The following is a 26640-nucleotide window of genomic DNA, read 5'->3' on the forward strand; positions in this document are numbered from 1 at the left end:
TGACATCTGTTCATAACAATAACCGGCAACGACCGGAAAGCGGCAAACACGCGAGGATCTATGGCTGAGAAAGAACCAGTGCTACAGCGAGGGCTGGAAGCGCGACATATTGAATTAATTGCTCTGGGCGGCACCATCGGCGTTGGGCTGTTTATGGGTTCCGCAAGCACCCTGAAATGGGCGGGTCCTTCGGTTTTACTGGCGTACATAATCGCTGGCCTCTTTGTGTTCTTCATCATGCGTTCGATGGGCGAAATGTTGTTTGTCGAACCGGTCACTGGCTCGTTTGCCGTTTATGCGCATCGTTACATGAGCCCATTTTTTGGTTATCTCACCGCGTGGTCTTACTGGTTTATGTGGATAGCGGTCGGGATTTCAGAGATAACCGCCATCGGGGTTTACACCCAGTTCTGGTTTCCGGACATGGCGCAGTGGATACCGGCGCTTATCGCCGTGGCGCTGGTGGGGTTAGCGAATCTCGCGGCGGTGCGTTTGTACGGCGAGTTGGAATTCTGGTTTGCGATGATCAAAGTCACCACCATTATCGTGATGATCGTCGTGGGGCTTGGGGTGATTTTCTTTGGCTTCGGCAACGGCGGCCACGCGCTGGGTTTCGGTAATCTGACCGAACACGGCGGTTTCTTTGCTGGCGGCTGGAAGGGCTTCCTGACGGCGTTGTGCATTGTGGTGGCATCGTATCAGGGCGTGGAGCTGATTGGCATCACCGCCGGTGAAGCGAAAAACCCGCAGGTCACCCTGCGCAGCGCGGTGGGCAAAGTCCTGTGGCGTATTTTGATTTTCTACGTCGGCGCTATTTTCGTTATCGTCACCATTTTTCCGTGGAATGAAATTGGCAGTAACGGCAGTCCGTTCGTGCTGACCTTTGCCAAAGTAGGGATCACAGCGGCGGCGGGCATCATCAACTTTGTGGTACTGACGGCGGCGCTTTCCGGCTGCAACAGTGGGATGTACAGCTGTGGCCGCATGCTGTACGCGTTGGCGAAGAACCGCCAGCTGCCGTCGGTGATGGCGAAAGTCTCGGGTAATGGTGTGCCAGTGGTGGGCGTGGCGGTGTCGATTGTCGTGCTGCTGCTTGGATCTTGTCTGAACTACATCATTCCCAATCCGCAGCAGGTGTTTGTGTACGTCTACAGCGCCAGCGTGCTGCCGGGTATGGTGCCATGGTTTGTTATCCTGATTAGCCAGCTGCGTTTTCGTGAGGCGCACAAGCAGGCGATGGCGAGCCATCCGTTCCGTTCGGTGCTGTTCCCGTGGACTAACTATTTGACGATGGCATTCCTGATTTGTGTGCTGGTCGGCATGGGCTTTAATGACGACACGCGCACATCGCTGTTTGTCGGTGTTATTTTCCTGGCCATTGTGACGGTACTTTACAAAGTGTTAGGCTTCAATCGGGCTGATGGCGCCCAGAAATTGAAGGAATAAGCGACAAAACGTGCAAAGCATAACCAAACGGAAAATTTCTTTAAAAAGACACTAGACAGCACAGCATGAAGTCCGTAATATCCGACCCCGCAACGGCGCTAAGCGCCCGTAGCTCAGCTGGATAGAGCGCTGCCCTCCGGAGGCAGAGGTCTCAGGTTCGAATCCTGTCGGGCGCACCATTTCCCGGTGCCGGAGCTGCGGTGGTCTGTGATGTAAATGACAGGGCCGCGTGAAAGAATATCAGTGGTGGCTATAGCTCAGTTGGTAGAGCCCTGGATTGTGATTCCAGTTGTCGTGGGTTCGAATCCCATTAGCCACCCCATTAATTTTGAGTTCAGTGGCAATGCGAAGGTGGCGGAATTGGTAGACGCGCTAGCTTCAGGTGTTAGTGTTCGTAAGGACGTGGGGGTTCAAGTCCCCCCCCTCGCACCACAACTTAGAATTAAACAGAATTGAACGAAAATTCAAAAAGCAGTATTTCGGCGAGTAGCGCAGCTTGGTAGCGCAACTGGTTTGGGACCAGTGGGTCGGAGGTTCGAATCCTCTCTCGCCGACCAATTTTGAACCCTGCTACGGCAGGGTTTTTTCTATCAAGAATTGAACAAATATTCGTAAAGCAGTACATCGGCGAGTAGCGCAGCTTGGTAGCGCAACTGGTTTGGGACCAGTGGGTCGGAGGTTCGAATCCTCTCTCGCCGACCACATTTAGAAAAGACCAACCCTCGGGTTGGTCTTTTTGCATCCGTAGTTTACAGAGGATGAGAACCTCCGAAGGAGGTTTGAGCCGAGCGTAGCGAGACAACGTTGCTTTAGCAACGGCCCGAAGGGCGAACCACGCAGTGGTGAGTTATCCTCTCACGCCGACCACATTCGAAAAAACCGCTCTTTTGAGCGGTTTTTTTACGTCTGTAGCCCGGAGAGGATGAAGAAGCTCCGGGGAAGGACATTTTTCTATTCTGTGCTCGGTTCTTCTGCCCTTTAAAAAATATTTTTCTTCTCGGTTTTTCTCGTGGGAAAATATGTCGCCAGACGGCGACATTTAATTCCCTGATTTCATGCTAGATCGCCTTTTCTGTATTTCAGCGTCTCCGTTTGGCGACATCTCATTTATTCCTAAAGCGCTAACTCCCTGATATTGAGGGGTGCAAGAGTGGCATAACGTGTGTAATAATATCTGCGTAGATGCTCATTCCATCTCTTATGTTCGCGTTTACGCCTCATAAACTCAGGAATGACGTAGAGCCGTTTACGGTGCTTATCGTCCACCGACAGATGTCGCTTCGGCCTCATCAAACACCATGGACATAACGTTGAGTGAAGCACCAATTGTTGTCAAACAGACCTGTTTTAACGCCTGCCCTGAATTCAGCGCAGGCGTTTTTTTATGGGTTACGTTCGGTAGCGGAATAAGACGCTGCCCACCAACAATAATGCGCAGAATGAAACACACCACAGCGTGTAAATAGCGCCTAGTTGGCTCGTTAGTATTACTGTGATAGACGTTGCGAGGGTGGCGCTGAGGGTTTGCCAGCGCCAGGCTTTCGCGCTGGCGGCGGAAACGTCATCTTCGGTGAACTGGTGCAGCACGCTGAAGGTCCCCAACGCGAAGACCACATTTGACGCCAGGTGAGCGATAAAAATGGCTCCCAGTGCCGCAGCGGTAAATCCCGACAGCATCGGCATTATGACGTAGGCGAGCAGAAATATCCCCAAACAACCCAGCAACAGGCGGTTACGCTCAACATATTCCGGCATCTTTCGGCTATTGAGCAACATAGGCCCGCACAATTGCCCCAGGCTGCGGCTAAATAGCAGCGGCAGTGCCAGCCCGGCAGTGTCATCGGGATGCATCTGTTGCGCCAGCGCAGGTAGCAGCGCCATCGCCGGAGCGCCAACCGCAGCCAGAGAAGGCAGCAACAGCAGGCTTCTTTTTTGCGAAAGCGTGAGGGTCGTCCAGCGCAGTGGTGTCCGTGTTTTAGGTCTGCTGTCGTCCGCGGCGATCTCGGTGCGTTGCAGCGTCAGCCACAGCAGCCACGACGCGGCGAGAAAACTCATGGCATCGACGATTAATAGCGACTGCGGACTGACTCGCTCAAACAGCAGCACGCCCACTCCCGTACCCAACAACACCTGCGATGCAAATATCAGGTTTTCCATTGCGGTGGCCGCCGGAAGTTCTTGCTCGCTCAACCCACGCTTGAACGTCAGCGCTAACGCGGGCCACGACATTCCTGCCAGCAGCGCTTCCACGGACTGCACCGCCAGTAGCAGCGGAATACTGTGATGACGTAAACCCTGAAGGGGCAATATCAACGCCAACAGGCCGAGCAACTCGCAGCAAATGAGTAAACGCAGGGGAGGGTATGTGCGGCACAATCTTTCGCCAATCAGGCTGCCCAAAAATCCGGGCACGGTCGCCAGCAGCCAGGCTAGCGTTAACGTTGTTGGTGAGGCCTGCCAGCGCAACAGCTGACCGAAAACGACGACCTGCGTCAGACCATTACCCAACGACGATAAAATAAAGGCGAAAGCTAACAGGCGAAGCCAGACGTGGCCCCGCAATGCGCGTAGCAGCGCAAACAGCAGAGAATTCATGTGGAACGATCTCCAGCAAAACGTTATTCGCGCAAAAAGATGCGTGAGTGAAAAACGGTGAATGCTGAAAAGTCGTTACATTGGCAGGCTCTTGAAAGAGGTTAAGAGCAAAGAATTTAGCATGTTGCTTAAGAAAAAAGAAAGGGGCCCGAAGGCCCCTTTTTTGCTGAATCGACTCAGGAAGGTGGATTGTTCTGCAGCGTCAGTAACAGTCCATCACGGCGCATGGTGGCCGCTTCTTCCGGCTGATGCAGTCTGTCGAGGGCATCGGCTAGCCAGGCGTAATCAAACGCGTCTGGACGCTGTTTTAACGCCGCGCGGAAGGCGATGGTCGCTTCCTGCCATTCGCCGTGTTTCATCAGCGACTGGCCCAGCGTACTCCACAGCAGAGGGCGGTCACCCACGCTCTTGATCTGCTGGCGCAGTACTTTTTCCAGTTGTTCCGGATTGGTGGTTTTCAGACGCGGAACCGGGAGCAGCAGTCGATCGTCGTACTGGCGTTTCAGGCCGTCGATAATAATCTGTTGGGCCATGTCATGGTCGTCACATTCGATGAGATGATCTGCCATCGCCACTTGCAGCGGCACGCGCTGACGGGTTTTGCGACTCTGATTTTTCCACCATTCGCGCAGGCCATCGCTGCCCTGATCGGCACGCGCCTGATCCATCAGGCCAATCCAGGCCTGCTGTTCCAGAGCGTCACGGTGCGCTTCATCGCCGACGTTGGCTTTCGCCATCGACGGAATGATATCCAGCAGCGAAGTCCAGGCCCCGGTGCGAATATAAGCCTGTTCAGCCAGACGCAGCACTTCAGGGTGGCGCGGCGCGATTTCCAGCAGTCGGTCTACGCCGTGGCGCGCCGCATGGTCTTCATTGCGCGCAAGCTGAATACGCACGCGAGTGATTTCCACCGGGATCAGGTCGTTACCGGCACTTTCTGCGGCACGTTCCAGATGCTGATTGGCACGCATTTCGTCCCCACGCTGCTGCGCGGCTTCTGCGGCTAACAGGTAGTTCACCACCGGCTGTTCAGCGTGATCGGCATTCTTCGACATCAGCTTCTCAACCTGCTGATAATCACCTTCTGCCAGCTTGAGCAGCGCTTGTTCAGTCTGCTTACGCGCCCGACGGCGTTTACGGCCAACAAACCAGCCACGGGTATGCGCCCCGGTGCGGAAAATGTGGCGCAGCAACCATTCGATAGCGAACAGCACCACCATGGTCAGGATCAGAATGATCACCAGACCGGTGACGCTGGTTTCAATGTTGTAGTTGTCTGTCTGGATCAGGACGTATCCCTGATGGCCTGCAACGATCGGGCCCACAACGATCCCGGCGATCAGCAACGCAAAGAGCAGTAAAACTTTTAGCATGTTTATTCTCCCTGCGGTGCAGCGGCGGCGGGCGCGACATCAGCCTGAGGCGCCGCGCTCTGCGCAACCGGCGGCTGTGCCAGCAGATTACGCACGCGGGTCTGCATCAGCTTTTCCAGAATCGCCTGGCTTTGCAGCGTTTCCGGCACGTCCATATTGATATTTTGCTGGCTCAGCGAATCCACCTCATCAAGGAAAGCTTTGGTGGTCGCATCGTCAGTGTCGTAGTACGCGCGTACCCAGGTGGAAACGTTGTCCAGTGCCTGTTTGTACGTTTGTTCCTGATGGCGAGGCACGGCCTGGGCCGCAACCAGCAGACGCGAGCGAATATTTTCGCGCAGGTAGACGTCCTGATTTGGCGCTAACAGTGGAACGGCGGTTTCATCACGGCGACGAATGGTGATGAAGCTGTCCATAAAGTTCTGCCAGCTTTTTTGCAGATTGACGCGCCATTCACCCAGCGAGCTGGAAAGCTCACCGCTGTCGTCGTCCATCGGGGAATCATCGTCGGTGTTATCGGCCAGACGCAGGTTATCGATCTGATTAGACAGCTGATTGACCTTCAAAATGATCCCGTCGTAATCGACCTGCGCCACGCCGGAGAGGCTGGCGATATCATCGGTGATTGCGCGACGAGCGGTAATCAGGCTTGGGTCATTCATGTCTGCCAGGCTTGCATCGGCGCTTTTGAGCAGTGCCGCTGCGGTGGTGATGTCCTGATCGCTCCACAATTTACGTCCTGCCAGTTTGACGAGGAAATCAGCCTGCGCGAGTTGCCAGGTTTTGGCATCGCTGCCGGAAATCGTGGCGACTTTTTGCTGCAGTTCATCAAGCTGTTTGGTCAAAGCATCCTGCTGCTGTTTCGCCGCAGTCAGGCGATCGGCTTGTTGCTTGATGATGCCGTCCAGCTCGCTCTTCTGAGACTCTTGTGCTTTTTGCAGGACAGTCACTTGATTGACCAGCGTATCGCTGGCGGTCGTCTGATTGGTGTTTTGTTTTTTCACCAGGCCATACAGGCCAATGCCTGCGGCCAGAGCGATGGCAATCGCCACTACGCTCAGCGCCAACGGCGCTTTGTTGCTGCTGTTTTTCTTCTCAGCGTTTTTCTTTTCAGCAATCTCCGGCTGTGGCGTTTGTTCCACGGCCTCCCTGGTCTCCTCAACCACGGCGGAGTTCTCTTTTTGTTCCGTCATTATGGCTTCCAATTTTGAGAGTTATTGTAAAGCACGCAGCAGCGCGTCGTTGTCGGCGCTATCGGCCACCCTGATATTCCGCCAGCCCAGCTCCCGGGCCTGTTCAGCAAGGCGCTCACTCACCACAAGCACCTCGCAGTTTAACAACCAACGCTCTCGATACCATTGCGGAATCAGCGACCAGAGCTGTTTTAACATTTCGCCGCTGGTGATGACCAGTCGGGTCACGCCGCGCGTTTGCCAGCGCATCGCTTCTTCCGCACCGTCATAGTGCCGGTTACTGCGTTGATAACATTCACAAAAAGTCACTTCAGCACCGCGACTCTGTAGCGTTTCGCCGAGCAATTCGCGCCCGCCGTTTCCGCGTAAAATCAGTGCTTTCTTGCCGGCAACGTTTTGTAATTCAGGTAATTGTAGCAACACTTCGCTGACTTCCCGATCGAGCGGGTAGCGAACGTCAATGCTGCTGACTTTGTGCAGCGCCAGGCCAGTGGTTCGCCCGATGGCAAAATAGCGTGGCGTGTGCGGCCAGCGCTGCCCGTTCTGCTGAAGCTGAGCCTGGGCAAATTCGACAGCGTGTTGTGAAAGGGCGAACAGCAGATCGCCGTCGTTCAACGCGGCCAGATGCCCCGCAAGCTGCGCTAATTCGCGGCCGGGGGTAAATTCAATTAACGGAAAGCTCCAGGCCTCTCGCCCCAGCGCGCGCAGGCGGCTGACAAGTTCTTCTCCCTGGGGAGAGGGGCGAGTGACCAGAATGCTCATTCAGGGGCTTCTCCGTTATACACTTCCGCGAGAATTTCACGTGCGCCGTTGTTCAGCAGCTCTTCGGCCAGCGAAATCCCCAGCTCTTTGGCGTCTTCGGCTGGCCCACGGCGTTCACCGCGTACCATCCGGCTGCCATCCGGGGCGCCAACCAGCGCCCGAAGCCAGATTTCACCGTGGCTTAATTCAGCATAGCTGCCAATTGGCACCTGACAGCCGCCTTCGAGGCGCGTATTCATCGCGCGCTCTGCGCAGACGCGCACGGCGGTATCCGCGTGATTCAGCGGCGCCAGCAATGTGCGGGTGTGAGGGTCGTCGAGACGGCACTCGATACCCACGGCGCCCTGACCCACGGCGGGCAGAGATTGCTCCGGCGATAACGCCTCGCGAATTCTGTCTTCCAGACCGAGACGCTTCAGCCCGGCGACGGCCAGGATAATGGCATCGTAATCGCCGTTATCGAGCTTGCCGAGGCGCGTGCCAACGTTGCCACGCAGCGAGCGGATCACCAGATCTGGGCGATCGGCAGCCAGTTGACACTGGCGGCGTAAACTTGATGTGCCAACCACGCTGCCCGCAGGCAACGCGTCGATAGAATCGAAATGGTTAGAAACAAATGCGTCGCGTGGATCGTCCCGCTCGCAGATGGTCGTCAGACCGAGTCCTGGCGGGAATTCCACCGGAACATCCTTCATAGAATGCACGGCGATATCGGCGCGGTCTTCAAGTAGCGCAAGTTCCAGCTCTTTGACGAACAGGCCTTTTCCGCCCACTTTCGCCAGAGGCGTATCGAGGATCACATCGCCGCGCGTCACCATCGGCACCAGTTCTACCTGAAGCCCGGGATGGCACGCCATCAGCCTGTCTTTCACATAATGTGCCTGCCACAGCGCGAGAGGACTTTGGCGTGTGGCAATTCTTAAAACTTTGTCTAACATGCTTGTTACCGTCGTTATCGTCCGCCAGCCATCCTAACATTGTTGCTATAAGGATGTTAGTTTTCGAGTTTTTCTGAAAATGAGCAAACGGAGCGATTACCGGCGTGTTGAAGAATTTACAGCCGTTAATCGGTGCTAGACTTATGAGTAGCGCAACTTTCTTTACGGTCAAACGGCAAGGTGTTAAATTGATCACGTTTTAAACCGTTTGTTAGCCCGCACCAACACACCATCTCGGCGACAGACGGTAGCGGTTCTTGTTGAAATTCTAAAAACCTTCGTATCCCGTGCAGTTCATCGCCTTAGCGATACGCCAGGTTTTAACATCAGGCGATATGTCTTGTACCTCTATATTGAGACACTGAAACAGAGACTGGATGCCATTAATCAATTGCGCGTGGATCGCGCGCTTGCTGCCATGGGGCCCGCTTTTCAGCAGGTCTACAGTCTTCTGCCGACATTGCTTCACTACCATCATCCGCTAATGCCGGGTTACCTCGACGGTAACGTACCCAAAGGCATTTGCCTCTACACGCCTGATGAAACTCAACGTCACTACCTTGATGAGCTGGAACTGCACCGCGGTATGCCGCCGCAGGTTTCCGCCAAAGGTGAACTGCCGATTACCGGCGTTTACTCTATGGGTAGCACTTCTTCTGTCGGCCAAAGCTGTTCTTCCGATCTCGATATCTGGGTTTGCCATCAGGCCTGGCTTGATAACGAAGAACGTCAGCTGTTGCAGCGTAAATGTAGCCTGCTCGAAAGCTGGGCCGCGTCGCTTGGCGTGGAAGTCAGCTTCTTCCTGATAGACGAAAACCGCTTCCGTCATAATGAAAGCGGCAGCCTCGGGGGTGAAGACTGTGGCTCAACGCAGCACATCTTGCTGCTCGACGAATTTTACCGGACCGCCGTGCGCCTCGCCGGGAAACGTATTCTGTGGAATATGGTGCCGTGCGAAGAAGAAGAGCATTACGATGATTACGTCATGAAGCTCTACTCGCAGGGTGTACTGACGCCAAATGAATGGCTGGATCTCGGCGGATTGAGCTCGCTCTCCGCGGAAGAGTACTTCGGGGCCAGCTTGTGGCAGCTGTATAAGAGTATCGACTCGCCGTATAAAGCGGTGCTGAAAACCCTGCTGCTCGAAGCGTATTCTTGGGAATATCCCAATAGCCGCCTGTTGGCGAAAGACATTAAGCAGCGCCTGCACGACGGCGAGATTGTGTCCTTTGGGCTTGATCCTTACTGCATGATGCTCGAACGCGTCACGACCTATCTGCAAGCCATTGATGACGCCACCCGTCTGGATCTGGTGCGTCGATGCTTCTACCTGAAAGTGTGCGAAAAACTCAGCCGCGAACGCGCCTGTGTGGGCTGGCGTCGTGAAGTCGTCGGCCAGTTGGTGAAAGACTGGGGCTGGAGCGAAGAACGTCTGGCGATGCTCGACAATCGTGCGAACTGGAAGATTGACGAAGTGCGCGATGCGCACAACGAACTGCTCGACGCGATGATGCAGAGCTACCGAAACCTGATCCGTTTCGCACGCCGCAACAACCTCAGCGTTTCAGCCAGCCCGCAGGATATCGGCGTGCTGACCCGTAAGCTGTACGCGGCGTTTGAAGCGCTGCCGGGCAAAGTGACGCTGGTTAACCCGCAAATTTCGCCGGATCTCTCCGAACCGAACCTGACCTTTATCCATGTGCCGCCGGGTCGCGCCAACCGTACAGGCTGGTATCTCTACAACCGTGCGCCAAACATGGAATCGATCGTCAGTCATCAGCCACTCGAATATAACCGTTATCTTAATAAGCTGGTGGCGTGGGCCTGGTTTAACGGCCTGCTAACCTCACGCACCCGCCTGTTTATTAAGGGCAACGGCATTGCCGACCTGGCGAAACTGCAGGAAATGGTGGCCGACGTGTCGCACCACTTCCCGCTGCGCCTCCCGGCGCCGACGCCGAAAGCACTCTACAGTCCATGCGAAATTCGCCATCTGGCGATTATCGTCAACCTCGAATATGACCCGACCGCGGCGTTCCGTAATCAGGTCGTGCATTTCGATTTCCGTAAGCTGGACGTGTTCAGCTTCGGGGAAGAGCAGAATTGCCTGATTGGCAGCGTCGATCTGCTTTATCGCAACTCATGGAACGAAGTGCGAACCCTGCATTTCAACGGCGAACAGGCGATGATCGAAGCGCTGAAAACTATCCTCGGCAAAATGCATCAGGATGCGGCGCCACCGGACAGCGTGGAAGTGTTCTGCTATAGCCAGCACCTGCGCGGGCTTATCCGTACGCGCGTGCAGCAGCTGGTATCAGAGTGTATTGAGCTACGACTTTCCAGTACCCGTCAGGAAACCGGGCGCTTTAAAGCGCTGCGCGTGGCGGGGCAAACCTGGGGTCTGTTCTTTGAACGTCTGAATGTGTCAGTGCAGAAACTGGAAAACGCCATCGAGTTTTATGGCGCGATTTCTCACAACAAGCTGCATGGCCTGTCGGTCCAGGTAGAAACTAACCATGTGAAACTGCCGCCGGTCGTGGACGGGTTCGCCAGTGAAGGGATCATTCAGTTCTTCTTCGAAGACAGCAGCGAAGACAACGGCTTTAATATCTACATTCTGGATGAGAGCAACCGCGCAGAGGTCTATCACCACTGTGAAGGCAGTAAAGAAGAATTGGTGCGTGACGTCAGCCGTTTCTACTCGTCCTCGCACGACCGCTTTACCTACGGCTCAAGCTTTATTAACTTCAATCTGCCGCAGTTCTACCAGATTGTGAAAGTCGACAATCGCACCCAGGTGATCCCGTTCCGCACTCAGGCCATAGCGGCCGTCGCACCCGCCAATCAGGATGCAGCGGCGCCTCTGCTACAACAGTATTTTTCCTAGCGGAAATTAACAGTCTCGCCCGCTTGCTGCGTGGCGGCCTGTTCCAGCAAATCCCAGAAGATTTCGCCGCTGCGATCGCAAACCCACTCGTTGTCTTTCAGACTAAAGTGATAGCCGCCCTGTTTGGTGGCCAGCCACACCTGGTGTAGCGGCTCCTGGCGGTTAACGATGATTTTGCTGCCATTCTCAAAGCTCAGCGTCAACACGCCGCCGTTAATCTCACAATCGATATCGCTGTCGCCATCCCAGTCATCGAGGCTCTCTTCGATGGTCATCCACAATTGGTCTGCAAGGCGATGAAATTCACTGTCGTTCATTGTTCTTTTCCATTATCAGATGATGGCGGCAGTATAACGCGAAACAATTCCGGTTGCAGTCAGGTGCTAAACGCTTGCTTTTACGTCTTCTCCTGCGATGATAGAAAGCAGTAAGCATCAACCACAGGCACTATAAGAATGAAGAACCTCTTTCGACCACTGGTCCTTTTGGCTGCGTTATTGACCCTGGCGGGTTGTGGCCTGAAGGGCCCGCTCTATTTTCCGCCAGCAGATAAATCGGCGGCACCACCGACTAAACCAGTAGATCCGGGTACTCAGACGACTGAGCCTACCCGTAACGATCGCGGTGATAATGGTGGCCCGAGCCAGGTTAACTACTAATAAGAAGTCGTTATTTCTGCGTGGATGGAGTAAATGATGCAGTTCTCTAAAATGCACGGCCTGGGCAACGATTTCATGGTCGTCGATGCGGTAACGCAGAATGTGTTCTTTTCTCCGGAGCTGATCCGCCGCCTGGCCGATCGGCATCATGGTGTTGGCTTTGATCAGTTGCTGGTGGTTGAGCCACCGTACGATCCCGATCTCGACTTCCACTACCGTATCTTTAACGCCGACGGCAGTGAAGTGTCTCAGTGCGGCAACGGCGCGCGCTGCTTTGCGCGTTTTGTACGCCTTAAAGGCCTGACCAATAAACGTGACATCCGCGTCAGCACCGCCAATGGCCGGATGGTATTAACCGTAACGGATGACGATCTGGTGCGGGTGAATATGGGCGAGCCCAACTTCGAGCCTTCGCAGGTGCCGTTCCGCGCCAACAAAGCGGAAAAGACCTATATTATGCGTGCGTCTGAACAGACAGTATTGTGCGGCGTAGTCTCAATGGGCAATCCGCACTGCGTCATTCAGGTCGATGATGTCGACACCGCTGCGGTGGAAACGTTAGGCCCAATTATGGAAAGCCATGAGCGTTTTCCTGAGCGTGCCAATATCGGTTTTATGCAGGTGGTGAAGAACGATCACATTCGCTTGCGTGTATTTGAGCGCGGCGCAGGTGAAACGCAGGCCTGCGGGAGCGGAGCTTGTGCGGCAGTTGCCGTTGGCATTCAGCAAGGTTTGCTGGCCGAAGAGGTACGCGTGGTATTACCAGGCGGGCGGCTGGATATCGCCTGGAAAGGACCGGGTCAACCGTTGTTTATGACTGGCCCGGCGGTACATGTCTACGACGGATTTATTCATTTATGAAACCAATCGGGGAAGAACAGCAGGCTGAACTCAACACGCTCGACGATCGGGCGGTAGTCGACTATCTGCTGCAACATCCTGAGTTTTTCATTCGCAACGCCCCGGCGGTGGAAGGGATGCGCGTGCCGCATCCGGTTCGCGGCACGGTGTCGCTGGTCGAATGGCACATGGCGCGCGCCAGAAATCACATCAACGCGCTGGAAGAGAACATGACGCTGCTGGTGGAGCAGGCATCAGCGAACGAAAGCCTGTTTTATCGTCTGCTGCATCTGCAAACGCGTTTAGCCGCGGCTGAAAGCCTCGACGATATGCTCAATCGCTTCCACCGTTGGGCGCGCGATTTGGGTCTGGCGGGTGCCACGGTGCGTCTGTTTGCCGACCGCTGGCGCATTGGCGCGCCGTCTAAGTTCACCCAGCTTGCACTTTCCCGTCAGTCTTTTGAATCCATCCGCATTCAGCGTCTCGGCCATGAGCGCCACTATCTTGGCTCGCTGAATGGCCCGGAACTGCTGGTGATGATGCCGGATGCCAAAGCAATTGGCTCGGTAGCGATGTCGATGCTCGGCAGTGACGGTGACCTCGGCGTAGTGCTGTTCAGCAGCCGCGACGCGCACCATTATCAGTCTGGTCAAGGAACGCACCTCTTGCAGGAAATTTCCCTGCTGCTGCCTGGCCTGCTGGAGCGTTGGGTCGAGCGCGTATGACGCCGACTCCGCTCTTTGAACCAACCGAACGCTTCTTGCGTTATCTCGGCGTTGAACGCCAACTCAGTCCGATAACTCTGCTTAACTATCGGCGTCAGCTTGATGCCATCATCGCTATCGCTGAAGAAAGCAGTGTGAAAAATTGGCAACAATGTGATGCCGCGACAGTCCGTAGTTTTGCGGTTCGCAGCCGTCGTAAAGGGCTTGGCCCGGCGAGTCTGGCGCTGCGGCTGTCGGCCCTGCGTAGCTTTTTCGACTGGCTGGTGAGCCAGGGTGAGCTGCAGGCCAATCCGGCGAAAGCCGTCTCCGCGCCGAAAGCCCCGCGCCATCTGCCAAAAAATATTGATGTGGATGACGTCAATCGTCTGCTGGATATCGATCTCAATGATCCGCTGGCCGTGCGTGACCGGGCAATGCTCGAAATCATGTACGGCGCGGGCCTGCGTTTGTCAGAGCTGGTGGGTCTCAACATTAAGCATCTTGACCTGGAATCAGGCGAAGTGTGGGTGATGGGGAAAGGCAGCAAAGAGCGCCGCCTGCCGATTGGCCGCAGCGCCGCGCACTGGATTGAGCACTGGCTCGATTTACGCGGGCTGTTCGGTAGTGAGGAAGACGCGTTGTTTTTGTCGAAGCTCGGCAAACGCATCTCCGCGCGCAATGTGCAAAAGCGCTTTGCGGAGTGGGGTATCAAGCAAGGGCTGAACAGCCATGTCAATCCGCACAAGCTGCGCCACTCGTTCGCGACCCACATGCTGGAGTCGAGCGGGGATTTGCGCGGCGTGCAGGAACTGCTCGGTCACGCTAATCTTTCCACCACGCAAATCTATACCCATCTTGATTTTCAACATCTTGCCTCGGTGTACGACAAGGCACACCCACGCGCCAAACGGGGGAAATAATGCGTTTTTACCGTCCACTGGGCCAGATTTCGGCCCTGACCTTTGACCTCGATGACACCCTTTACGACAACCGTCTGGTTATCCGCCGCACGGAAAAAGAGTCGCTGGAATTTGTCCGCGGTTACCATCCGGCGTTACAGGCGCTGGAAAGCAGTGATTTCCATCAGCTTCGACAGGCGCTGCGCCAGGCCGAGCCCGAGATTTATCACGACGTGACCGAATGGCGTCGTCGTGCGGTTGAGCTGGCGATGCTGAATGCCGGTCTGTCGGAGAGAGACGCCACGATTGGCGCCAACGCCGCGATGGCGAATTTCGCCCACTGGCGCAGTGCGATCGACGTGCCGCAGGAAACCCACGACACCCTCGCGAAGCTGGCTGAAAAATGGCCTCTGGTGGCGATAACCAACGGCAATGCACAGCCGGAACTGTTCGGCCTGAATGACTATTTTAAGTTTGTGCTGCGCGCAGGCCCCGACGGGCGTTCCAAGCCGTTCAGTGATATGTACCATCTGGCGGCAGAGCGTCTTGATGTTCCGCTTGAGCAAATCCTGCACGTGGGCGATGACCTGACGACCGACGTCGCGGGGGCGATCCGCTGTGGTGTACAGGCCTGCTGGATAAACCTGCTCGATGGTGACCTGATGCAAATCGCCGACAGCCGCCTGTTACCTCACATCGAAATTTCGCGGTTGGCATCCCTCACTACGCTGATATAATCGTCAGAAGTTCTGTATAAAATTCCAGGGTTTTGGCGGATGCGCGTTGCTAATCCGCCCTACGAACGTGTAGGCCCGGTAAGCGAAGCGCCACCGGGCGTTTCGACGTTTTCTCAATTTCTACCCGGCGGTGCCAATGGACGTTTCTTACCTGCTCGACAGCCTCAATGACAAACAGCGTGAAGCCGTGGCGGCATCGCGCACCAACATGCTGGTGCTGGCTGGGGCAGGAAGTGGCAAAACACGGGTGCTGGTGCACCGTATCGCGTGGCTTATCAGCGTTGAACACAGTTCACCGTATTCGATTATGGCGGTGACCTTTACCAATAAAGCGGCGGCGGAAATGCGCCACCGTATTGGTCAACTGATGGGCACCTCTCAGGGTGGCATGTGGGTCGGTACGTTCCACGGTCTGGCGCACCGCTTGCTGCGCGCGCACCATCTGGACGCCAGTCTGCCGCAGGATTTCCAAATCCTCGACAGCGAAGATCAGCTACGCCTGCTAAAACGTCTGATCAAGGCCATGAACCTCGACGAGAAGCAGTGGCCGCCGCGTCAGGCGATGTGGTACATCAACGGTCAGAAAGATGAAGGGCTGCGCCCGCATCATATTCAAAGCTACGGCAATCCGGTGGAGCAAACCTGGCAGAAGGTCTATCAGGCCTATCAGGAAGCGTGTGACCGCGCGGGCCTGGTTGATTTCGCCGAGCTGCTGCTGCGCGCCCATGAGCTATGGCTCAACAAGCCACATATTTTGCAGCACTACCGCGAGCGCTTCACCAATATCCTGGTGGACGAATTCCAGGATACCAACAACATTCAGTACGCGTGGATCCGCATGCTGGCGGGCGACACGGGCAAAGTGATGATCGTTGGCGATGATGACCAGTCGATCTACGGCTGGCGCGGCGCGCAGGTCGAAAACATCCAGCGTTTCCTGAAAGATTTCCCCGGCGCTGAAACCATCCGTCTGGAGCAGAACTACCGCTCGACCAATAATATTCTTAGCGCGGCGAACGCCCTGATTGAGAACAACGACGGCCGTCTGGGCAAAAAGCTGTGGACCGATGGCGTCGACGGCGAACCGATTTCACTGTACTGCGCGTTCAACGAGCTGGATGAAGCCCGCTTCGTGGTGAGCCGAATCAAAGCCTGGCAGGACAACGGTGGCCAGCTTGAGCAGTGCGCTATTCTTTATCGCAGTAACGCCCAGTCGCGTGTGCTGGAAGAAGCATTGTTGCAGGTGAGTATGCCGTACCGTATTTATGGCGGGATGCGCTTCTTCGAACGTCTGGAAATCAAAGATGCGCTGGCCTATCTGCGCCTGATTGCCAACCGCAATGACGATGCGGCGTTTGAGCGCGTGGTGAATACCCCGACGCGCGGCATTGGCGATCGCACGCTCGACGTGGTGCGTCAGGCTTCCCGCGACCGGCAACTGACGCTGTGGCAGGCGTGTCGTGAATTGCTGAAAGACAAAGCTCTTGCCGGACGTGCGGCCAGCGCGTTACAGCGCTTTATGGAGCTTATCGACGCACTGGCGCAGGAAACCGCCGATATGCCACTGCATGTGCAGACTGACCGGGTGATTAAAGATTCCGGCCTGTTCATGATGTATGAGCAGGAGAAAGGCGAGAAAGGCCAGACGCGTATCGAGAACTTAGAGGAGCTGGTGACGGCAACGCGCCAATTCAGCTACAACGACGAAGAAGAAGATTTGATGCCGTTACAGGCGTTCCTGTCCCATGCGGCGCTGGAAGCGGGCGAAGGGCAGGCCGATACCTGGCAGGACGCGGTGCAGCTGATGACGCTGCATTCGGCGAAAGGTCTGGAGTTCCCGCAGGTGTTTATCGTCGGGATGGAAGAAGGCATGTTCCCGAGCCAGATGTCGCTGGATGAAGGCGGGCGTCTGGAAGAAGAACGCCGCCTGGCGTACGTCGGCGTAACGCGTGCGATGCAAAAGCTGACGCTGACCTACGCTGAAACCCGTCGTTTATACGGCAAAGAGGTGTATCACCGTCCGTCGCGCTTTGTCGGTGAGCTGCCGGAAGCGTGCGTGGAAGAAGTACGTCTGCGAGCGACCGTCAGCCGCCCGGTTAACCATCAGCGGATGGGCACGCCGATGGCTGAAAATGACACCGGCTACAAGCTGGGCCAGCGCGTGCGCCACCCGAAATTTGGTGAAGGCACCATCGTTAACCTGGAAGGCAGTGGCGAACACAGCCGTTTGCAGGTGGCGTTTCAGGGTCAGGGCATCAAATGGCTGGTGGCGGCTTACGCGCGCCTCGAAAATGCGTAACATTAAGAAATACATCATATTTTCTTAACGTTCTGCTAGTCTTATACGCCAGAGGGGTGGAAAAACCCTCTGGCGCTTCGCTGCGTGTTGACGCTTCATTTAGGCTGGCGTAACATGCGCGCACGAATACGCTAAGAGGACTGATACCTTGGACACACCCAGTAGATGCTGGCTCAACTTCCTGCAACCCAGGAACAACTCCTAAGGCTATCACCCGACGCTGATGGCCTTAGAGGTTGTCGGCGACATGCAATATTCCCGTCGCAATGAGTCAGGCTTAATGGTCTGAAACCCCCGATGTTTCTGTGTGCCCACCGTACTGTCCGATAATTTTTTGCATTGGGAGTCCCGGTCATGCTGAGCGCATTTCAACTGGAAAACAACCGCTTAACGCGCCTTGAGTCTGACGACATCAAGCACCTTGCCACGTCGGTTTGGGTCGATTTGGTCGAGCCAGATGACGAAGAGCGTAATCGCGTACAGACGGAGCTGGGTCAGAATCTGGCCACGCGGCCTGAACTGGAAGACATCGAGGCCTCGGCCCGTTTCTTCGAAGACGAAGACGGGCTGCACATCCACTCCTTCTTCTTTTATGAAGATGCCGACGATCACGCCGGTAACTCCACTGTGGCGTTTACCATCCGCGAAGGACGTCTGTTCACGCTGCGCGAACGCGAACTGCCTGCGTTTCGTCTGTATCGAATGCGTGCCCGCAACCAGGAAATGGTCGATGGCAATGCGTTTGAGCTGCTGCTTGACCTGTTCGAAACCAAAATCGAACAGCTCGCAGATGAAATTGAAAACATCTACAGCGACCTGGAAAAGCTGAGCCGCGTCATCATGGAAGGCCATCAGGGCGACGAATACGATGAAGCGCTCTCCACGCTGGCGGAGCTGGAAGATATCGGTTGGAAAGTGCGTTTGTGTCTGATGGATACCCAGCGCGCATTGAACTTCCTCGTCCGTAAAGCGCGCTTACCGGCGGTGCAGCTGGAGCAGGCGCGTGAGATCCTGCGAGATATCGAATCCCTGCTGCCGCACAATGAATCGCTGTTCCAGAAGGTAAACTTCCTGATGCAGGCGGCGATGGGCTTTATCAACATCGAGCAGAACCGCATCATCAAGATCTTCTCGGTGGTCTCCGTGGTGTTCCTGCCGCCGACGCTGGTGGCCTCAAGTTACGGGATGAACTTCGAGTTTATGCCAGAGTTGCACTGGAGTTTCGGCTATCCGGGGGCGATTGTGTTTATGATCCTCGCGGGCCTCGCGCCGTATCTCTACTTCAAACGCAAGAACTGGCTTTAAGTATCACGTCATAATCGCGGCGGCTTGCGGGACTGAAGCCGCCGATCAGCAACGGCGCGGTAATCTCTGCTTCACCGGCAATCTCACGTAATACCTCGCGCAACGCATTCAGCGTTTGGGCCGATGTATGGCGCGAGGTAATCAGCGGGAGTCCTGGCGTTAACGGCGTTTCGCCCACCACCGTCAGCTCCTTCAACGCCTGTGGCTGATAGCGTGCAAACAATGCCAGGCTCACGCCGTCGATGGCGGCAATGTCTGCGGTTCCGTTTTGCAGCGCACTCAGCGACTGGCGATGGCTCCCGGTCCAGACGATCGAGCGGAAAAAGGTGTCGTCGTGGCCCACGCTATTGCGTAGAGCGTGATGTCCCGACTGCGAATCCGGCGAATTGCAGGCGACAACCTGACCGCGAAAATCATCCAGCCTTTTGCCCGCTTCAGTCTGACGAGCGACCAGCCGACTGCGATAGTTGATCCCCTCGCAGCCCGATGCGGTGTAATGAAAGCACCCGACCACCTGCACCTCATTCAGGGCGGTCATCAGCGGATAGCCGCAGGTTTGACTCAGCAGCAGGTTGTCGTCCTGCCAGTGGGAAAGTAAATCTGCCGGTCGCTGGAAGCGGGCGTTGGGAAAGTGCCGTAGCACGGCGGCCGCGAGTGTATCTGTGGCAGCAGGGTTCACGTCATACATCGGAAATGCGATGTTACCGGTCATGCTGAATCTCCTCTGGGCCACCGGGATGCACGGTCACATCCACCGGGCGAAAACGGTAGTTTCTCCACCATTCCCGGTAGCCTTTTACGACAAATCCTTGATTACGCTGCGCGTAGTGCGTTTTGTCGCGCAACCACACTTTACGCAAGCCGTACCACGGCACCCCGGGCAAATCATGATGAACCGAATGATAGTTCAGATTGAGAAACAGCAAACGCCACGGCAGTGAGGTTTCAGTGATGGCGGAGCGGGCCAGCGGATCGTCGGCGGCCCGATGTTCGAGGAACGAGCGTATTTTGGTGATCGCCAGCGCCGGATAACTCACCGCCAGCAGATACCACAACACCGAAAATCCCTGATGCTGCAGCCAGCTGAACACCAGCCCCAGCAGCGTGAAATGCACCAGCCACATGGCTACCGCCCGGCGCTCTCCCAAGCGAAACGATTTCATCATGCCCTCAAGCACGCCAGCAATATCCAGCAGCGGTGCCAGCAGGAGTCGGCCAATAAACGTATTACGCAGATGGATCACGCGCTGTTGCCAGCCGCTAAAACGTTGCCAGCGCTCTGCGGAAAAATAGTAGGTCTCAGGATCTTCGCCCGGCACTGTCAGCAGCTGATTACGGTGGTGCGCCAGGTGCGAATCACGATACAGCCCGTACGGATACCACACCGCCAGCGGCAGCAGGCCGAACAGTTGGTTGACGGGCGGCCAGCGCGTCGGATGCCCATGAATAAGCTCATGTTGAAACGACATATACCAGGTGGTGAACAGAATCAGCAGCACCGTTGACGCGAAAAGGCCCAGCTCAGCGCGGAACGCCAGCGTGGCAAACCAGCCGCCGTAAATCGTGAACATCAACAGCCAGGTCGGCAGTTCGCTGCGCCACAGCCAGCTTCTGGCGAGCAGGCGTACCGCGCTGCGCTGTTCATCATGCAGCCAGGCAGAACGTCGGGCGGGGTCGGGAGTTAGCATCCGGCTTCCACATCTCTAAGAGGTTATCCACAGAAGATGTGAGAAGCCGGTTGAAATAACAAAGAATTTAACTGGATGAGCTTTGCCGCTTTCTGGCAAAGCTCATGGGATCAGCTTTTTGGCGTACGGCGCAGGGTATAAAGTGCATCGATAACGAACACCGCCAGCGCGACCCAAATAAACGCGAAAGTGACCATTTTATCCGCGCCCGGGGTTTCACCGTAAAACATCACTGCCAGAATGAACATGAGCGTCGGGCCGATGTACTGGAAGAAGCCTAGCGTCGATAGCCGCAGTTTGGTGGCGGCACCGGTGAAGCACAGCAGTGGAATAGTGGTAACCACGCCTGCCGCCATCAGCAGCAGGTTCAGCGACCACGGGTTTTGCCCCATATGGCTGGTGGCGCTGTCGGCGATACCGAACAGATAAATGGCCGCCACGGGCAGTAACCACAGGGTTTCCACCAGCATCCCTGTTTGGGCATCGACGGCAATTTTCTTACGCACCAGGCCGTAAAACGCAAAGCTGAACGCCAGCCCCAGCGCGATAATCGGCAGCGAACCAAAGGTCCAGAGTTGCACCAGCACGCCGCAGGCCGCGAGGAAAACCGCTACCCATTGCATCCGACGGAAACGTTCCCCGAGGAAAATCATCCCCAGCACGATATTCACCAGCGGGTTAATGAAATAACCGAGGCTGGCTTCCAGCATGTGCTGATTATTCACCGCCCAGATAAACAGCAGCCAGTTGCCGCCAATCAAAACCGCAGAAAGCGCCAGCAGAAAGATTTTCTTCGGCGTCTGGCACAGGCGCTTGATGCCGCTCCACTGACGGCTGATGCTGATCAGCGCCACCATAAAGAAGAATGACCAGATAATACGGTGGGTGAGAATTTCATCGGCGGGTACGTAATGAATGACTTTGAAGTACGCCGGTGCTACGCCCCAAATAAAATAAGCGGCGAGGGCGAGTAAAACCCCTTGCCGCGTTTGTTTAGCATCCATGGGAAAATCCGTTACATAAAAGTAAGGGGATGTTACCCGATTTTAACGGTTAACCCACCATATAAGTGGCGGTCGCGCTGGCGATATAAACCTGCTCTTCGTTGTGCAATTCGACGCGCGCGACCGCCACTTTATTACCCGCGCGCAGCAGGCTGCTGGTGGCGGTAAAACGGTTGCCCCGGCCTGGGCGTAGGTAATCCACGCGTAAATCGATGGTGCCCATTCGTGACAGGCGCTGGCGCAGTTCGTCTTCGTTGATGGTGTCGTGTCGGGTGAGCGTACTGCCCACGCAGACCAGGCCTGCGGCGACGTCCAGCGCCGAGGCAATCACCCCGCCGTGAAGAATACTTTGCGCCCAGTTGCCGACCATCATCGGCTGATTGTTAAAGCTGAGCTGAGCGAAGGATTTCTCGTAGCGTTCCAGCTCCAGACCCAGCGCGCGGTTAAACGGCATGTGATACACAAAGATATCGCCTACCAGCTTTAACGCGGCTTCGGCGGTGAGTTCTGCGGACATAGCAACCTTTCCATTGGTTAATGAAATGTTGATTTTATGCCTATGATTTGTTGATTTCTACTTTCGGAAACGATAACCGCGCAAGATGGCGATAAATCGGTAGAATGACAGCCGACTGATTATCCAATAATAAATTTTGTTCAGGAGAACTCCCAATGCGAACCAGGCTGGGTTGGTTGCTGGCAGTTACAGGGCTGCCGCTGTCCGTTTATGCACAGGAAGCGACGATTAAGGATGTTCATGATGCGCCCGCCGTGCGTGGCAGTATCATCGCCAACATGCTCCAGGAGCACGACAATCCTTTTACGCTGTACCCATACGACACCAACTATGTGATTTACACCGATACCAGCGACTTGAATAAAGAGGCCATCAAAAGCTACAACTGGGCCGACAATGCGCGCAAGGATGAGGTGAAATTCCAGCTGAGTTTAGCATTCCCGCTGTGGCGAGGGATCCTGGGCGATAACTCCGTTCTCGGGGCGTCATATACCCAGAAATCCTGGTGGCAGCTCTCCAATACTTCCGAATCCGCCCCGTTCCGTGAAACCAACTATGAACCGCAGCTGTTCCTCGGTTTTGCGACCGACTACCAGTTTGCAGGCTGGACGCTGCGCGACGTTGAGTTTGGCTATAACCACGACTCCAACGGGCGCTCCGATCCAACCTCCCGCAGCTGGAACCGCCTCTACACCCGTCTGATGGCGCAAAATGGCAACTGGATGGTGGAAGTGAAGCCGTGGTATGTGATTGGCAGCACCGACGACAATCCGGATATCACCAAGTACATGGGCTACTATCAGCTCAAAGTGGGCTATCACTTGGGTGATGCCGTGCTGAGCGTGAAAGGCCAGTACAATTGGAATACCGGCTACGGCGGCGCGGAGCTCGGTCTGAGCTATCCGATGACCAAACACGTGCGCATTTATACGCAGGTTTACAGCGGTTACGGCGAGTCGCTGATTGATTACAACTTCAATCAGACACGTGTCGGCGTAGGCGTAATGCTCAACGATCTGTTTTAAACGTTGCACTCTTGCTCTCAGGCGCTGAAAATAGCGCCTGTTTTTATTTCAGAATTGGGGTGAGTGTGGCGCAGGCGGAAGTGATAAATCAGGTATCGCTGGCAAGACAGGTTTTGCAGGAAACCTTTGGCTACCAGCAATTCCGCCCGGGTCAGGAAACCATCATCGAGACGGCGCTCGAAGGGCGTGACTGTCTGGTGGTGATGCCGACCGGCGGCGGGAAATCCCTGTGCTATCAGGTTCCCGCGCTGGTTCTCGACGGCCTGACGGTCGTTGTCTCACCGCTGATTTCATTAATGAAAGACCAGGTCGATCAGCTGCTCGCCAACGGCGTGGCGGCGGCCTGTCTGAACTCGACGCAGACTCGCGAACAGCAGCAGGACGTCATGGTGGGCTGTCGTACCGGCAAAATCCGCCTGCTGTATATCGCCCCTGAACGTCTGATGCTCGACAACTTCCTCGATAACCTCAGTCACTGGAATCCGGTGATGCTGGCGGTGGATGAAGCGCACTGTATTTCTCAGTGGGGCCACGACTTCCGTCCTGAATATGCCGCGCTGGGCCAGCTGCGTCAGCGTTATCCGACGCTGCCGTTTATGGCGTTAACCGCCACAGCCGATGACACCACCCGCAGCGATATCGTGCGTCTGCTGGGTCTGAACGATCCGTACATTCAGATAAGCAGCTTTGACCGACCGAACATCCGCTACATGCTGATGGAGAAGTTCAAGCCGCTCGATCAGCTGATGCGTTACGTGCAGGATCAGCGTGGAAAATCCGGCATTATTTACTGCAACAGCCGCTCGAAGGTGGAAGACACCGCCGCACGTCTGCAAAGCCGTGGTATCAGTGCGGGTGCGTATCATGCCGGGCTGGAAAACACCGTGCGAGCCGATGTGCAGGAGCGTTTCCAGCGCGACGATTTGCAAATCGTCGTGGCGACCGTTGCCTTTGGTATGGGCATCAACAAGCCCAACGTACGCTTTGTGGTGCACTTCGACATCCCGCGTAATATCGAATCCTACTATCAGGAAACCGGCCGCGCCGGTCGTGACGGGCTGCCTGCCGAAGCGATGCTGTTTTACGATCCGGCCGACATGGCCTGGCTGCGCCGTTGCCTCGAAGAAAAGCCCCCCGGACAGCTGCTGGATATTGAACGCCACAAGCTCAACGCAATGGGCGCGTTTGCCGAAGCGCAAACCTGCCGTCGTCTGGTGCTGCTGAACTATTTCGGCGAAGGCCGTCAGGAGTCGTGCGGTAACTGCGACGTGTGCCTTGATCCCCCGAAACAATACGATGGCTTACAGGATGCACAGATTGCGCTCTCAACTATTGGTCGGGTGAATCAGCGCTTTGGTATGGGCTATGTGGTTGAAGTGATTCGCGGCGCGAATAACCAGCGTATCCGCGAAATGGGCCACGATAAGCTCAAGGTGTATGGCATGGGCCGCGATAAAACCCATGAACACTGGGTGAGTGTTATCCGTCAGCTTATCCATCTCGGGCTGGTGATGCAGAATATCGCGATGCATTCTGCGTTGCAGATGACCGATTCCGCGCGTCCGGTACTGCGTGCCGAAGTGCCGCTGCAGTTAGCCGTGCCGCGCGTGCTGGCGCTCAAACCGCGCGTTGCGCAGAAATCCTACGGCGGGAACTATGACCGTAAGCTGTTCGCCAAACTGCGCAAGCTGCGCAAAGTCATCGCCGACGAAGAAAATATCCCACCTTACGTGGTGTTTAACGACGCCACGCTGATTGAAATGGCCGAGCAAATGCCGACGTCGCCGGGCGAAATGCTTAGTGTGAACGGCGTGGGCGTACGCAAGCTGGAGCGTTTCGGACAAGAGTTTTTAGCGCTGATCCGTGCCCATGCTGATGGGGATGATGAGGAGTAGTCAGCCGGGCAAAAAAGTGCCAGGATAATCACTCACTGAATCATTCCCCGCGAGTTTCCTATGTTGATGTTATTTCTCACTGTGGCGATGGTGCATTTAATTGCACTGATGAGCCCTGGCCCAGACTTTTTCTTCGTGTCGCAAACGGCCGTCAGTCGCTCCCGTAAAGAAGCGATGATGGGCGTGCTCGGCATTACTGCTGGCGTCATGGTCTGGGCGGGTGTTGCCCTGTTGGGTTTGCATCTGCTGCTCGAAAAAATGGCGTGGCTGCACAACATCGTCATGGTCGGCGGCGGTCTGTATCTGTGCTGGATGGGCTATCAAATGCTGCGCGGTGCGCTGAAGAAACGCGAAGCAACCCCCGAAACCCCGGACGTGGAACTGGCGCAGGGCGGTAAAAGTTTCCTGAAAGGGCTGCTGACCAATCTGGCGAACCCAAAAGCCATTATCTATTTCGGCTCGGTATTCTCACTGTTCGTCGGGGATAACATCGGTGGTGCGGAACGCTGGGGCATTTTCCTGCTGATTATTGTTGAAACTTTCGCGTGGTTTACGGTGGTGGCGAGCCTGTTCGCGTTGCCGACCATGCGCCGCGGCTATCAGCGCATGGCCAAATGGATTGACGGTGTGGCCGGAACCCTGTTCGCGGGCTTCGGCATTCACCTGATCATCTCTCGCTGATTTTCTGTCTCTGTCTATACCCAAGCTCATTCATGTTGCAGGAAGGCGGCAAACGAGAAAATCCCGATGAGCTTACTCAAGTAAGTGATTCGGGTGAACGAGAGCAGCCAACACACCTGCAACTTGAAGGACGACGGGTATACATTCATAGGGGTGAGTGAGAGTTACTCGCACCCCTGCAACTCGAATTATTTTAGGCATATATTAATATATTAATATATTAATATATGGAATGTGCTTATTTAACAATGCATTCTTAATCTGTTTCCCCGCTGCTTATTTTTTCTGAATGACTAATTAATTCTGCATGCCTTTAATTTTCGAACACCTACAGGTAAAATCCCATCCCTCGGGAGAAATGGATATTTCTTCATGTTGAGACACTGTGAATGACCACGCATCTATATATTAAGGACTCGAAATGAAAAAACTGCTTCTTGTGGCGCTGATTGCCGCGGCTACCTCTTCAGCAATGGCTGCCCCAACCACCACGCTGCAAGTAAAAGGGGCGCTGATCATGTCTGCCTGTGTTCCAAACCTCAGCAATGGCGGTGTTGTTGATTATGGCAATATTGGTATCGGTGGTATGTCGGCAACAGACACTAATCAGATTGGCTCAAAAGATATTACACTGACGATTACCTGTGACGCGCCGTCAAAAGTGGCCTTTACCATGATGGATGATCGTTCAGATAGCCTTCATGCGTTAGAGGTTGAAAGCGCTGATGGCGCATCATCAACATCTGCGAGCGCTGTAGGGTTCGAGTTTGGACTGGGTAAAACAGCGAATAATGTGAATATCGGTGCTTATAACGTTCGTGTATCAAATGCAATAACGGATGGAGCTAATGCCGCAGATATTAGCAAAACTACGAGTGGGACCTGGAAGAATGGAGTGGGATTCATGGACTCAACTGGAGGCGCTATCGCGACCGCAGCAGCGACAGGAACATTAACACCAGTCGCATTTACTACCGGCGTATTCCCGATGCAAATTTCGGCCGCTATTCAGGGCACCGACGTTTTAGCCATTAGCGATGATACCATCCTGGATGGTCAGGCAACCATCAGTCTGGTTTATCTGTAATTATATTTTTCTGAATGATAAGTATATACCCAAGTTCATTCAAGTTGCAGGTAGGCGGCAACGGAGCGAATCCCGATGAGCTTACTCTAGTAAGTGATTCGGGTGA

At 55.2% G+C, this 26640-nt stretch carries 24 protein-coding genes, 5 tRNA genes and 1 other RNA gene; 20 read left to right on the forward strand and 10 right to left on the reverse strand.

What is annotated here, in order from left to right:
* The first annotated feature begins 60 nt into the window (after window positions 1-60).
* From thrP to MUU47_RS01250, 7 genes are all read left to right on the forward strand, one after another.
* Window positions 61-1446 (forward strand): bifunctional threonine/serine APC transporter ThrP, encoded by a 1386-nt coding sequence (thrP, locus tag MUU47_RS01220; protein WP_258986283.1) that lies wholly within the window; start codon window positions 61-63, stop codon window positions 1444-1446.
* 102 nt (window positions 1447-1548) lie between these two features.
* Window positions 1549-1625 (forward strand) — tRNA-Arg (locus MUU47_RS01225).
* A 67-nt stretch (window positions 1626-1692) separates the two neighbouring features.
* A tRNA-His gene (locus MUU47_RS01230) sits at window positions 1693-1768 on the forward strand.
* A gap of 23 nt (window positions 1769-1791) precedes the next feature.
* Window positions 1792-1878: transfer RNA gene (locus MUU47_RS01235), tRNA-Leu, on the forward strand.
* A gap of 48 nt (window positions 1879-1926) precedes the next feature.
* Window positions 1927-2003: transfer RNA gene (locus MUU47_RS01240), tRNA-Pro, on the forward strand.
* A 68-nt stretch (window positions 2004-2071) separates the two neighbouring features.
* Window positions 2072-2148: transfer RNA gene (locus tag MUU47_RS01245), tRNA-Pro, on the forward strand.
* 35 nt (window positions 2149-2183) lie between these two features.
* Window positions 2184-2313, forward strand: a non-coding RNA gene (locus MUU47_RS01250) — RtT sRNA.
* 522 nt (window positions 2314-2835) lie between these two features.
* Here MUU47_RS01250 and MUU47_RS01255 read toward each other — a convergent pair.
* The 5 genes from MUU47_RS01255 to hemC all read right to left on the reverse strand — a co-directional run bounded on the left by MUU47_RS01255 (window position 2836) and on the right by hemC (window position 8307).
* The gene (locus MUU47_RS01255) at window positions 2836-4041 is read right to left on the reverse strand and encodes an MFS transporter (protein ID WP_258986284.1); all 1206 of its coding nucleotides are present in this window, start codon (window positions 4039-4041) and stop codon (window positions 2836-2838) included.
* A gap of 176 nt (window positions 4042-4217) precedes the next feature.
* Window positions 4218-5414 (reverse strand): protoheme IX biogenesis protein HemY, encoded by a 1197-nt coding sequence (hemY, locus tag MUU47_RS01260; RefSeq protein ID WP_258986285.1) that lies wholly within the window; start codon window positions 5412-5414, stop codon window positions 4218-4220.
* A gap of 2 nt (window positions 5415-5416) precedes the next feature.
* Entirely contained in the window at window positions 5417-6607 is a 1191-nt protein-coding gene (hemX, locus tag MUU47_RS01265; RefSeq protein WP_258986286.1) for a uroporphyrinogen-III C-methyltransferase, read from the reverse strand.
* Between the two features lie 21 nt (window positions 6608-6628).
* The gene (gene hemD / locus MUU47_RS01270) at window positions 6629-7369 is read right to left on the reverse strand and encodes a uroporphyrinogen-III synthase (RefSeq protein WP_258986287.1); all 741 of its coding nucleotides are present in this window, start codon (window positions 7367-7369) and stop codon (window positions 6629-6631) included.
* Window positions 7366-8307, reverse strand: a complete 942-nt coding sequence (gene hemC, locus MUU47_RS01275) for a hydroxymethylbilane synthase (protein ID WP_125353389.1) — start codon at window positions 8305-8307, stop codon at window positions 7366-7368. The genes hemD and hemC overlap by 4 nt, the downstream gene beginning before the upstream one ends.
* A 340-nt stretch (window positions 8308-8647) precedes the next feature.
* On the opposite strand from hemC, the gene cyaA reads away from it, so the two are divergent.
* Window positions 8648-11194, forward strand: a complete 2547-nt coding sequence (cyaA, locus tag MUU47_RS01280) for a class I adenylate cyclase (RefSeq protein ID WP_258986288.1) — start codon at window positions 8648-8650, stop codon at window positions 11192-11194.
* On the opposite strand, the gene cyaY is transcribed toward cyaA, so the two are convergent.
* Window positions 11191-11511, reverse strand: coding sequence for an iron donor protein CyaY (gene cyaY / locus MUU47_RS01285; protein ID WP_258986289.1), 321 nt, complete (start codon window positions 11509-11511; stop codon window positions 11191-11193). The two genes, cyaA and cyaY, sit on opposite strands and share 4 nt — an antisense overlap.
* Window positions 11512-11649: 138 nt before the next feature.
* On the opposite strand from cyaY, the gene lptM reads away from it, so the two are divergent.
* From lptM to corA, 8 genes are all read left to right on the forward strand, one after another.
* Window positions 11650-11853, forward strand: coding sequence for an LPS translocon maturation chaperone LptM (gene lptM, locus MUU47_RS01290; protein WP_125353394.1), 204 nt, complete (start codon window positions 11650-11652; stop codon window positions 11851-11853).
* Window positions 11854-11889: 36 nt separating this feature from the next.
* Window positions 11890-12714, forward strand: coding sequence for a diaminopimelate epimerase (gene dapF / locus MUU47_RS01295; RefSeq protein WP_258986331.1), 825 nt, complete (start codon window positions 11890-11892; stop codon window positions 12712-12714).
* A complete protein-coding gene (locus MUU47_RS01300; protein ID WP_258986290.1) occupies window positions 12711-13418 on the forward strand; it encodes a DUF484 domain-containing protein in 708 nt (235 codons plus the stop codon). Before dapF ends, MUU47_RS01300 begins: the two co-directional genes overlap by 4 nt.
* The gene (xerC, locus tag MUU47_RS01305) at window positions 13415-14317 is read left to right on the forward strand and encodes a tyrosine recombinase XerC (protein WP_258986293.1); all 903 of its coding nucleotides are present in this window, start codon (window positions 13415-13417) and stop codon (window positions 14315-14317) included. Before MUU47_RS01300 ends, xerC begins: the two co-directional genes overlap by 4 nt.
* Window positions 14317-15033: a 5-amino-6-(5-phospho-D-ribitylamino)uracil phosphatase YigB gene (gene yigB, locus MUU47_RS01310; protein WP_258986294.1), complete on the forward strand. Its 717-nt coding sequence runs from the start codon at window positions 14317-14319 to the stop codon at window positions 15031-15033. Before xerC ends, yigB begins: the two co-directional genes overlap by 1 nt.
* Before the next feature lie 136 nt (window positions 15034-15169).
* Window positions 15170-17332 (forward strand): DNA helicase II, encoded by a 2163-nt coding sequence (gene uvrD, locus MUU47_RS01315; protein WP_258986295.1) that lies wholly within the window; start codon window positions 15170-15172, stop codon window positions 17330-17332.
* Between the two features lie 148 nt (window positions 17333-17480).
* The gene (gene ysgD, locus MUU47_RS23445) at window positions 17481-17537 is read left to right on the forward strand and encodes a YsgD/CorL family protein (RefSeq protein WP_374684476.1); all 57 of its coding nucleotides are present in this window, start codon (window positions 17481-17483) and stop codon (window positions 17535-17537) included.
* 149 nt (window positions 17538-17686) lie between these two features.
* Window positions 17687-18637 carry a magnesium/cobalt transporter CorA gene (corA, locus tag MUU47_RS01320; protein WP_258986296.1) on the forward strand — a complete coding sequence of 317 codons (951 nt, stop codon included), beginning with the start codon at window positions 17687-17689 and terminating at the stop codon, window positions 18635-18637.
* Here the strand turns inward: corA and MUU47_RS01325 are convergent.
* The 4 genes from MUU47_RS01325 to yigI form a co-directional block, all read right to left on the reverse strand.
* Window positions 18615-19349 carry a phosphate/phosphite/phosphonate ABC transporter substrate-binding protein gene (locus MUU47_RS01325; RefSeq protein WP_258986297.1) on the reverse strand — a complete coding sequence of 245 codons (735 nt, stop codon included), beginning with the start codon at window positions 19347-19349 and terminating at the stop codon, window positions 18615-18617. The two genes, corA and MUU47_RS01325, sit on opposite strands and share 23 nt — an antisense overlap.
* The gene (locus MUU47_RS01330; protein ID WP_258986298.1) at window positions 19339-20325 is read right to left on the reverse strand and encodes a fatty acid desaturase; all 987 of its coding nucleotides are present in this window, start codon (window positions 20323-20325) and stop codon (window positions 19339-19341) included. The genes MUU47_RS01325 and MUU47_RS01330 overlap by 11 nt, the downstream gene beginning before the upstream one ends.
* Before the next feature lie 110 nt (window positions 20326-20435).
* A complete protein-coding gene (gene rarD / locus MUU47_RS01335; protein ID WP_110512109.1) occupies window positions 20436-21329 on the reverse strand; it encodes an EamA family transporter RarD in 894 nt (297 codons plus the stop codon).
* A 49-nt stretch (window positions 21330-21378) separates the two neighbouring features.
* On the reverse strand, window positions 21379-21846 hold the full coding sequence (gene yigI, locus MUU47_RS01340; protein WP_125353410.1) for an acyl-CoA thioesterase YigI: 468 nt from the start codon (window positions 21844-21846) through the stop codon (window positions 21379-21381).
* A 155-nt stretch (window positions 21847-22001) separates the two neighbouring features.
* On the opposite strand from yigI, the gene pldA reads away from it, so the two are divergent.
* From pldA to MUU47_RS01360, 4 genes are all read left to right on the forward strand, one after another.
* A complete protein-coding gene (gene pldA, locus MUU47_RS01345; protein WP_258986299.1) occupies window positions 22002-22871 on the forward strand; it encodes a phospholipase A in 870 nt (289 codons plus the stop codon).
* Between the two features lie 65 nt (window positions 22872-22936).
* Entirely contained in the window at window positions 22937-24766 is a 1830-nt protein-coding gene (gene recQ / locus MUU47_RS01350; protein WP_258986300.1) for an ATP-dependent DNA helicase RecQ, read from the forward strand.
* 60 nt (window positions 24767-24826) lie between these two features.
* Complete coding sequence (rhtC, locus tag MUU47_RS01355) at window positions 24827-25447, forward strand: threonine export protein RhtC (protein WP_258986301.1); 621 nt, start codon at window positions 24827-24829, stop codon at window positions 25445-25447.
* A 421-nt stretch (window positions 25448-25868) separates the two neighbouring features.
* Complete coding sequence (locus MUU47_RS01360) at window positions 25869-26534, forward strand: DUF1120 domain-containing protein (RefSeq protein ID WP_258986302.1); 666 nt, start codon at window positions 25869-25871, stop codon at window positions 26532-26534.
* The last annotated feature ends 106 nt before the right edge of the window (window positions 26535-26640 follow it).

The sequence above is a fragment of the Scandinavium hiltneri genome (genome assembly GCF_024764835.1).
In the GTDB taxonomy this organism is placed as follows: Bacteria; Pseudomonadota; Gammaproteobacteria; order Enterobacterales; family Enterobacteriaceae; genus Scandinavium; species Scandinavium hiltneri.